Source organism: Cohnella rhizoplanae, assembly GCF_948329515.1.
GTDB lineage: Bacteria > Bacillota > Bacilli > Paenibacillales > Paenibacillaceae > Cohnella > Cohnella rhizoplanae.
Window position 1 is genome coordinate 1 of record NZ_CAOJCN010000039.1, and the last position, 7,539, is coordinate 7,539.

Consider the following 7,539-nt stretch of genomic DNA (forward strand, 5'->3'; position numbering starts at 1 on the left):
TTTTAACGCTCGATGTTCAGTTTTCAAGGAGCAATCTTGTCTTCGCTCTCGGCCTCTTGCTCGGCGGCCTCTCAGCGGCGACTTGAATAATATATCACACTCGCCTAATCCGATGCAACCCATATTTTCTGGAAGATTGCTGTTTTTTCAGCAGCCGTTTTGCGGCCGCTCTTAGGCGCGAAAGTTAATTTAACATAACTCTACATCGCTCGTCAATGCGTTCTGCGTAATTTCTCGCTTTTAAACGATAAGCATATGCTGCAGGCCGAGAACGAGCGCGACGCCGGGAAGCCCCAAGAGCGTCACCGCGCCGATCGTAGCGGGATTCAGGGGTACGTGCCAGCCGGTTATCCAGCCTGAAAAGTTCAAGGCGTAAATGGCGAAAGCGGCCAGCGCTAGGTGCGTGCCGAACCTCAAAAGCCAGCCTCCCGGAGCGCTTCTCCGCAAGAGAAGCAGCAGCAGGGAGGCTGCGGAGACGACCAGCATGATCAGCCACACCGTCTTCATGCGCCCTCGCTCCCGACCATAGCAGTGTCCAGACGAAGATCGGGCAGCTCGGCGGCTTGATCGTTATGCCAATGCATGCGGGCACGCCGAAGCGTCATGTCGAGCTTCTGCTCGGCTGCCTCCAGGAGGTAGATGGCATAATCGACCTGGTCGGCTCCTAGCGCATCGTCGAACCGGACGCACGCTTGCCTCCATTCCGCCTCCGCCAGACGGACCTCGTCCACGAGCCGATCCCGTTCCGACATGCGTTTTTCCGCCGCCAACCTGTCCCGTCTCCTCTTCAACATGCTCACCGCTCCCTCTCCTGTGTGGTCAAGCGTCCCGCGAAGGACAACCCGATATCATTTATATGTCACAGAAACGGCATTCAGAATCAGGTGAAAATAGAAAAAAGCGCCCTTAGGCGCTTCTTCGGCAAAAAAGCGATAGAGAAATACTCGTTCAATACAACTCCCGACGGCCCTCTAGAGCCTTGGAGAGCGTGACCTCGTCCGCATACTCGAGATCTCCGCCCACCGGCAAGCCATGCGCGATACGCGTAACTTTAATTCCGAAGGGCTTCACCAACCTCGATAGATACATCGCGGTCGCCTCGCCTTCTATGTTGGCGTTGGTCGCTAGAATCAGTTCCTGCACTCGCTCGTCGCTTAGACGCTGCACGAGCTCCTTGATGCGAATATCGTCGGGCCCCACGCCGTCCATCGGAGAGATCGCGCCGTGAAGGACGTGATAGTAGCCTCCGAACTCCCGCGTACGCTCCATCGCGACGAGGTCCTTGGGCTCCTGCACGACGCAGATGGCGGAAGGATCCCGGGTCTTGTCCGAGCATATCCGGCAGGGGTCCATATCCGTAATATTGCAGCAGATCGAGCAATAAGTCAGATTCCGCTTGACGCTGACCAGCGCCTTCGCAAAATCGATCGTGTCCTCCTCCTTCATCCGAAGGACGTGAAACGCCAGCCGCGCCGCCGTCTTGGGCCCGATGCCCGGCAAGCGGGAGAAGGACTCGATCAGCTTGGCGATCGGTTCAGGGTAAAACAAGGATTCGGGCTCCTTCTCTTAGAACAGGCCCGGAATTTTCATTCCGCCGGTGTACTTGCCCATATCTGCATTAGCCAGTTCGTCCGCCTTGGTCAGGGCGTCGTTTACGGCTGTCAGCACGAGATCCTGCAGCATTTCTACGTCTTCGGGATCTACCGCTTCCGGCTTGATCGCGACGCTGATCAGCTTCTTGTGTCCGTTCATGCCCACGGTCACGACGCCGCCGCCGGCAGTCCCCTCCACCGTCTTGTCGGCGAGCGCTTCCTGAGCCTTCAGCATTTGCTCCTGCATCTTCTTCACTTGCTTCATCATTTGATTCATGTTGTTCATCTCGTCGTCCTCCTCAGTCTTCTCTAATAACGACCAAATCTTCTCCGAAAAGCCGGAGCGCCTCGTCGATCAGGGGTTCGCCCGGCGGACTCCCGTCGTCCGGTACGAGCTGCAGCTCCTCCGGCTCCTCCCGGCCTCCGCCCGATGCATCCGCGGACGCTATCGCTTCCTGCCATTCCTTCTGCAGCAGCGTGGCAAGCTGGGTAGGACGCCCGAGCACCGCACTCAGCACGCCCTCGATCACTTGGCGGTTGGCCGGCTTTTCCGTTGTCTCGCGATGGATCGAATTGCGGAAGGCGATGAGTACCGTGTCGTCCGTATAGGATACCGGCTCGCCGTCGACCAGCCAGGCATGAACCGTGACTCGCTCCTCCTTGACCCGCTGCAAGGCCTGCGGCCACTTGCCTAGCGCCTGCAGCGCGTCCGGCGTGCCCTTGGCCGCCAGGAACGGCTCGACCTTGACGCGCGTACGCATCGGCGCCTTGGCAGGACCGCCCGAAGCGACCGCCGAGCCTGCGGAGCCGCGGGCCGAACCAGCGCTGCCTCGGCCGGCGCCCCCGCCTGCGTCGGCGGAACCGCCGCCGGCGGCGCCGGCCGCCACGCCCGAGCGCGCCAGCTCGGCGAGCTTGCGCTCGAGGCCGGCCACCTGCTGCTGAAGGCGCTGCAGATCGGCTCCGCCCGACGGCGCCGAGGCTGCTGCTCCGGCCTGCACGGCTGCGCCGGTCGCGCCGCCGTCCGAACACAGCTTGAGCAGCGCGATCTCGAACATCGTCTGCGGATGCGCGGCGTACTTCATCTCCGTCTGATAGCGGTTCAGATGGTCGATGACGGCAAACAGCCGCTCCCGGCTGAATCCTGCGGCCGCCCGGGAAAGCTCGGCCGGATCGCCGGCACGCCCGGCCGCTCCTTCGGCATCCGGAGCCAGCTGCGCCAGCAGCATATCGCGGAAGTAATGCATCAGCTGCTCCAGACACTTGTCCGCGCTCTTGCCGGCCTGCATCATCTCGTCGATCTCGCGCAAGGCGGCGGCCGCGTCCTGATCCCGGATGGCGCCGGCCATCCGGACGAACTGGTCGGCCGGCAGCCCGCCGGTCGCGTCGACCGCGCCCTGCAGCGTCACGTGACCGCCCGTGAACGAGGCGATCTGGTCGAGCAGGCTCACCGCGTCGCGCATCCCGCCGTCGGACAGCCTGGCGATATAGCTCAGCGCGTCGGGTTCCGCCGCGATGCCTTCTTCGCCGCAGATCTCGCGCAGGCGTTCGGTCTGCTCGGAGAGCGGCACGCGGCGGAATTCAAAGCGTTGGCACCGCGAGATGATCGTCGCCGGCAGCCGATGGGACTCCGTCGTCGCCAGGATGAACATCACGTGCGCCGGCGGCTCCTCGAGCGTCTTGAGCAGCGCATTGAACGCTTCCGTCGTCAGCATGTGCACTTCGTCTATAATATACACTTTGCGCCGGACCTCGGTCGGCGCGTACTTCACTTTATCGCGGATATCGCGAATCTCCTCGACGCCCCGATTGGAGGCGGCGTCGATCTCGACGACGTCCATCACCGCGCCGGACGTGATCCGCCGGCAAGCGTCGCATTCATTGCAAGGCTCCGTCGCGGGGCCGCGCTCGCAGTTGACGGCCTTGGCCAAGACCTTGGCCGCCGTCGTCTTGCCCGTGCCCCTCGGACCGCTGAAAAGATAAGCATGAGACAGCCGGTCTTCCCGGATGGCGTTCTGCAGCGTCTGCACGATATGTTGCTGCCCGACCATGTCCTTGAACGTCTGGGGACGCCAGGCACGGTACAATGCCATATGGGCCATTCCAAGTCGCTCCTGCCTGTGGTGTATTGCTATTTATTATACATCATCGTGCGGCAACGCTCCACCGCCGGATGATTGAATGCCGGGATCGGACGAGACGGAAGGGATCGAGACGGTGAACACCGTTCCGTCCGCGGAGGATTCGACGCCGATCTCTCCGCCCAGATCGTGGACGATGCGCTGGCAGATGGACAGGCCGAGCCCCGTCCCGTTTTCTTTGGTCGTGTAAAAGGGATCGAATATGCGTTCGAGCGTGTGCGGCGGAATGCCGCTTCCCGTATCGCTGATATCGACGGAGACATACCCAGGGAGCGCCGCGTCGCTATGCCGCTCGCGAATCAGCAGCCGGCCGCCTTTGCCCATCGCTTCGATCGCGTTTTTACCCAGATTGAGAATGACCTGCTTCAGCATCTCCTTGTCGGCGAGCACGGGCGGCAGATCCGGCTTGGACTCGTACCGGACCGTGATATCGTGCAGCGTCGCCTCGTTGCGAAGCATCGGCAGCATCTCGCGCATGACGGCGCCGATCCGGAGCGAGGACAGCTTAGTCTCTTTGGATTTGCTGAGCAGCAGAAATTCGCCCACCAGCTCCTGCACGCGGTCGAGCTCGGACAACACGATATTCGCGTAATTCTGCTCTTTGCCCATCTGCCGCTCGTCGAACGATTTTTTCATCAACTGAACGAAGCCCTTGATCGCGGTCAGCGGATTGCGAATCTCGTGGGCCGTCCCCGCCGCGACCTGGCCGATCATCTTCAGCCGGTCCGACCTCCGCACCTGCTCCTCGAGCATCATCCAGGGCGTAACGTCGTGGAACAGCATATAGGCCCCGATGACCTGACCGCCCGAGACGAGCGCATCCCCGTCCACGACGACCTCGCGCGAGACGCCGTCGCGGGTCCATGCCACCTTCCGGTTGCGGAACGATTCGCCTTGAAGAATACTCCGTCCGAAAGGCAGCACTACGCCCAGTTCCTCTGCCCAAACGTCCGCCGGCTGCCCCTCCCAAGAGAATCGATCGCCGCCGAATATCGCGCTGGCCATCGGATTCGCCTCGACGATCCGATAGTCCGCATCGACGAGCATGACGCCCGTCCCCTCGTCGGCCAGCATCCGCTCCGCGAATACGCGCACGAAGTGATCCCTTCTCGCGCGGGAGTCGCCGCGCCACGGCGCGACCGCCCTAGCTGCCCCCTGCTGCAGCCTCTTGTCCCTCATGCTTCCCCCTCCGCTCTGCAACCTCTGCCCGATCGCGCCGACCCGTCCTCCCGCGCTGGAATACGCTTACGCAGAAAACAAAAAAACACACCCCTGCGCAGCTCTGTCTACGCTGAGGTGTGTTGATATCAAAATATAAATCATCATCGAAGTTAAGAACCGTGCACCTGCCCTCGATCGATGCCATCCAGCCGTACCTCGCTCGTACGCTCCCGAAGGGCTACCCCTCAGCACAAGAACGTGACCACTTACGGCTGCTTCCTTCCGGACCTGACCGGGTTCATGGGCGTCCCTCGCGAAGGACCCTGCGATCAACGCGCCGGGACGAAGCCGGAACTGCGTGGCATGACCTCAAACAGGAATTCGATCTCGCTATAGCGGATTGCGAGTGACAGGGCACCGCTACCTCCCCATCTAGCACGGCATGACCTAGTATAACGAATATCTTGGGCAGGCGCAACCTAAGTCAGCGATATCTCTATGCGGTAATGCTTGCCTGCCCGGGCGGGTCAACGCCCTCCGCCGCCTGCGGTCTCCACATGAATGTTGTATCTGGGGAAATTAAACCGAAGCACGGTCGCCGCTTGGCTCTCCACCGTCTGCCGCTGCTGGGCGTCGAGACCCGGCTTGAGGTTGACGGTCACGTAAGCGTTGGCTCCGTTAAAGGTCACGTGGGAGCCCGCCACGCCGTTCAGGTTCTGGATCGCGACCGACATCATCTTGTAGTCGTTGTCGTAATTATTCGTCATATGGCGTCCCGGCATGTTCGGGTAACTGCTGGTACGTCCGAGCAAACCGTCGTCCGCGTAGCTCTGCTGCTTGATGGAGCTGCTGTTCGAGCCGCCAGAGACGCCGCACCCGGCGAGCGGAAGCGAGGCGGCGAGCAGCAGCGCGGCAAGCAGCGTTTTAAGGCGAATCCCGTTGAACTTGAACATGAAAAAACCTCCCTTCGTATCCGTTAGGATGCGGAAGGAGGCTGTGCTCTATTCGTGATTATACGGCTTCGATTAGATGCCGTACTTCTTCTTGAACTTGTCGATCCGGCCGCCGGCGTCCAGGAACTTCTGCTTGCCGGTGAAGAACGGATGGCACGCGGAACAAATTTCGACCTTGATGTTCGGACGAACCGAACCGGTCTCGAAAGTATTGCCGCAAGCGCACGTAGCCGTCGTGACGGAGTACTTCGGGTGGATGGCTTCTTTCATCTTAGAATTCACCTCTTCTGCCCTGGAACGCATGCGGCCCCAGAGTTAATGGACATACCAGCACATTATAACACCGATGCCTACATCCCGCAATGGGTCTGCCCGACAGCGTTAGGCGCGGGCTGCGACCCTGTTCTTCCCGGAAGGCGGGATATGCGTATAGGAGCCGATAACGACGTCCGGCAGCTCCTCGCGGAATATCTCCAACAGCGTTTTCATGCCGTAAATCTCTCCCTTGGCCTTGGGAATCAGGTTGAGGTAGGCGTCGGGATCGATGTTCAAGTTGCGCATCTGGATGAGCTTGAGCTTGGTCCGCCGGGCGAACTCGATCATGGCCTCGATCTCCTCCTCCCGATCCGTGACGCCCGGGAAGACCAGATAGTTGATGGAGGTATAGACGCCCTGGCTCTCCGCATACTTCATCGTCTTCTCTACGTTGGCGAGCGTGTAGCCGCGCGGTTTGTAGTAGGCGTTGTAGTGCTCGTCGAGCGCGCTGATCGTGCTGACGCGCATCAGGTCGAGCCCCGCGTCCGTGATCGCGCGCAGGTGATCGGAGAGTCCGGCGTTGGTATTGATATTAATGTAGCCGTTGGATGTGCGCTCCCGCACCCTCTTGATCGCCTCGATAATCGTCTTGGCCTGCGTCGAAGGCTCGCCCTCGCAGCCTTGGCCGAAGCTGATGATCGTATCCGGCTTCTTCAAGTGCTCGAGCATGATGTCGACGACCTCGTCCGCTGTCGGCTTGAACTTGAGCCGCGTCTGCGGAGAGACGAAGCCGCTGTCGTCGGGCTGCTCGGAGATGCAGCCGAAGCAGCCCGCGTTGCAGGAAAAAGACACGGGCACGGCGCCCTCGAGGCGCTGAAGGAACGTATTGGATGCCGTGAGGCATTCGTAACCGAGCGCGCAATGGGACAGATGCTCGTACAGCCGATTGCCGGGATAGGCGGACAGAAGCCTGTTCACCTCGACCTCCAGCTCCTTGGGGTCGCAGTTGTCCGGATTCCAAGGTTCAGGGTCGTCCGTGCCGGACGCGGCCACGTAGAACCCGCCGTCCTTCCATACGACCGCCGTGTAACCGAACAAAGGAAACATCTGCGTCTTGTCCGTCTTGGTGTAGCCCGGCACGTAATATCGCGTAAAGCCTTGCGGCAGCAACGCGCCTACCGCTTGACTGCCCGGAGGCAATGCTTTCATCTCGCCCGTCTCGGGATTCATCCCGATGGCGCGCGTGTGCGGCAGGCCGACCAGCGTCGCGCCGGCGGGCAGCGGTATCAATTCGTCCTCGAGCAGCTCGACCAACCTGTCGCCGCTACGCGCAACGGCATAGAGTTGATCGTGATCGTATACATTGCCGTGCTCGTCGGCGTAAACCAGGTACATGGCATATAGCTCCTTTCGCAACTCGGACGCGCCCGGGCGGAGCCG

Annotated in this window: 9 protein-coding genes and 1 other RNA gene; all 10 read right to left on the minus strand. The window is 61.0% G+C overall.

What is annotated here, in order from left to right:
- Window positions 1-240 precede the first annotated feature (240 nt).
- The 10 genes from PQG80_RS27915 to PQG80_RS27960 all read right to left on the minus strand — a co-directional run bounded on the left by PQG80_RS27915 (window position 241) and on the right by PQG80_RS27960 (window position 7,494).
- Window positions 241-507: a pro-sigmaK processing inhibitor BofA family protein gene (locus PQG80_RS27915; RefSeq protein WP_271755113.1), complete on the minus strand. Its 267-nt coding sequence runs from the start codon at window positions 505-507 to the stop codon at window positions 241-243.
- On the minus strand, window positions 504-794 hold the full coding sequence (locus PQG80_RS27920) for a DUF2508 domain-containing protein (protein ID WP_271755114.1): 291 nt from the start codon (window positions 792-794) through the stop codon (window positions 504-506). Before PQG80_RS27920 ends, PQG80_RS27915 begins: the two co-directional genes overlap by 4 nt.
- Window positions 795-948: 154 nt before the next feature.
- Window positions 949-1,548: a recombination mediator RecR gene (recR, locus tag PQG80_RS27925; protein ID WP_271755116.1), complete on the minus strand. Its 600-nt coding sequence runs from the start codon at window positions 1,546-1,548 to the stop codon at window positions 949-951.
- 18 nt (window positions 1,549-1,566) lie between these two features.
- Window positions 1,567-1,878, minus strand: a complete 312-nt coding sequence (locus tag PQG80_RS27930) for a YbaB/EbfC family nucleoid-associated protein (RefSeq protein ID WP_271755117.1) — start codon at window positions 1,876-1,878, stop codon at window positions 1,567-1,569.
- A 13-nt stretch (window positions 1,879-1,891) separates the two neighbouring features.
- Window positions 1,892-3,691: a DNA polymerase III subunit gamma/tau gene (dnaX, locus tag PQG80_RS27935; RefSeq protein ID WP_271755118.1), complete on the minus strand. Its 1,800-nt coding sequence runs from the start codon at window positions 3,689-3,691 to the stop codon at window positions 1,892-1,894.
- Window positions 3,692-3,727: 36 nt separating this feature from the next.
- Window positions 3,728-4,909, minus strand: coding sequence for an ATP-binding protein (locus PQG80_RS27940; RefSeq protein ID WP_271755119.1), 1,182 nt, complete (start codon window positions 4,907-4,909; stop codon window positions 3,728-3,730).
- A 159-nt stretch (window positions 4,910-5,068) separates the two neighbouring features.
- An RNA gene (gene ffs, locus PQG80_RS27945) (signal recognition particle sRNA large type) lies at window positions 5,069-5,332 on the minus strand.
- Between the two features lie 86 nt (window positions 5,333-5,418).
- Window positions 5,419-5,844: a hypothetical protein gene (locus PQG80_RS27950; protein WP_271755120.1), complete on the minus strand. Its 426-nt coding sequence runs from the start codon at window positions 5,842-5,844 to the stop codon at window positions 5,419-5,421.
- Between the two features lie 72 nt (window positions 5,845-5,916).
- Window positions 5,917-6,114, minus strand: a complete 198-nt coding sequence (gene rpmE, locus PQG80_RS27955; protein ID WP_090117667.1) for a 50S ribosomal protein L31 — start codon at window positions 6,112-6,114, stop codon at window positions 5,917-5,919.
- Window positions 6,115-6,225: 111 nt separating this feature from the next.
- Window positions 6,226-7,494, minus strand: a complete 1,269-nt coding sequence (locus PQG80_RS27960; protein ID WP_271755121.1) for a radical SAM family protein — start codon at window positions 7,492-7,494, stop codon at window positions 6,226-6,228.
- Window positions 7,495-7,539 lie beyond the last annotated feature (45 nt).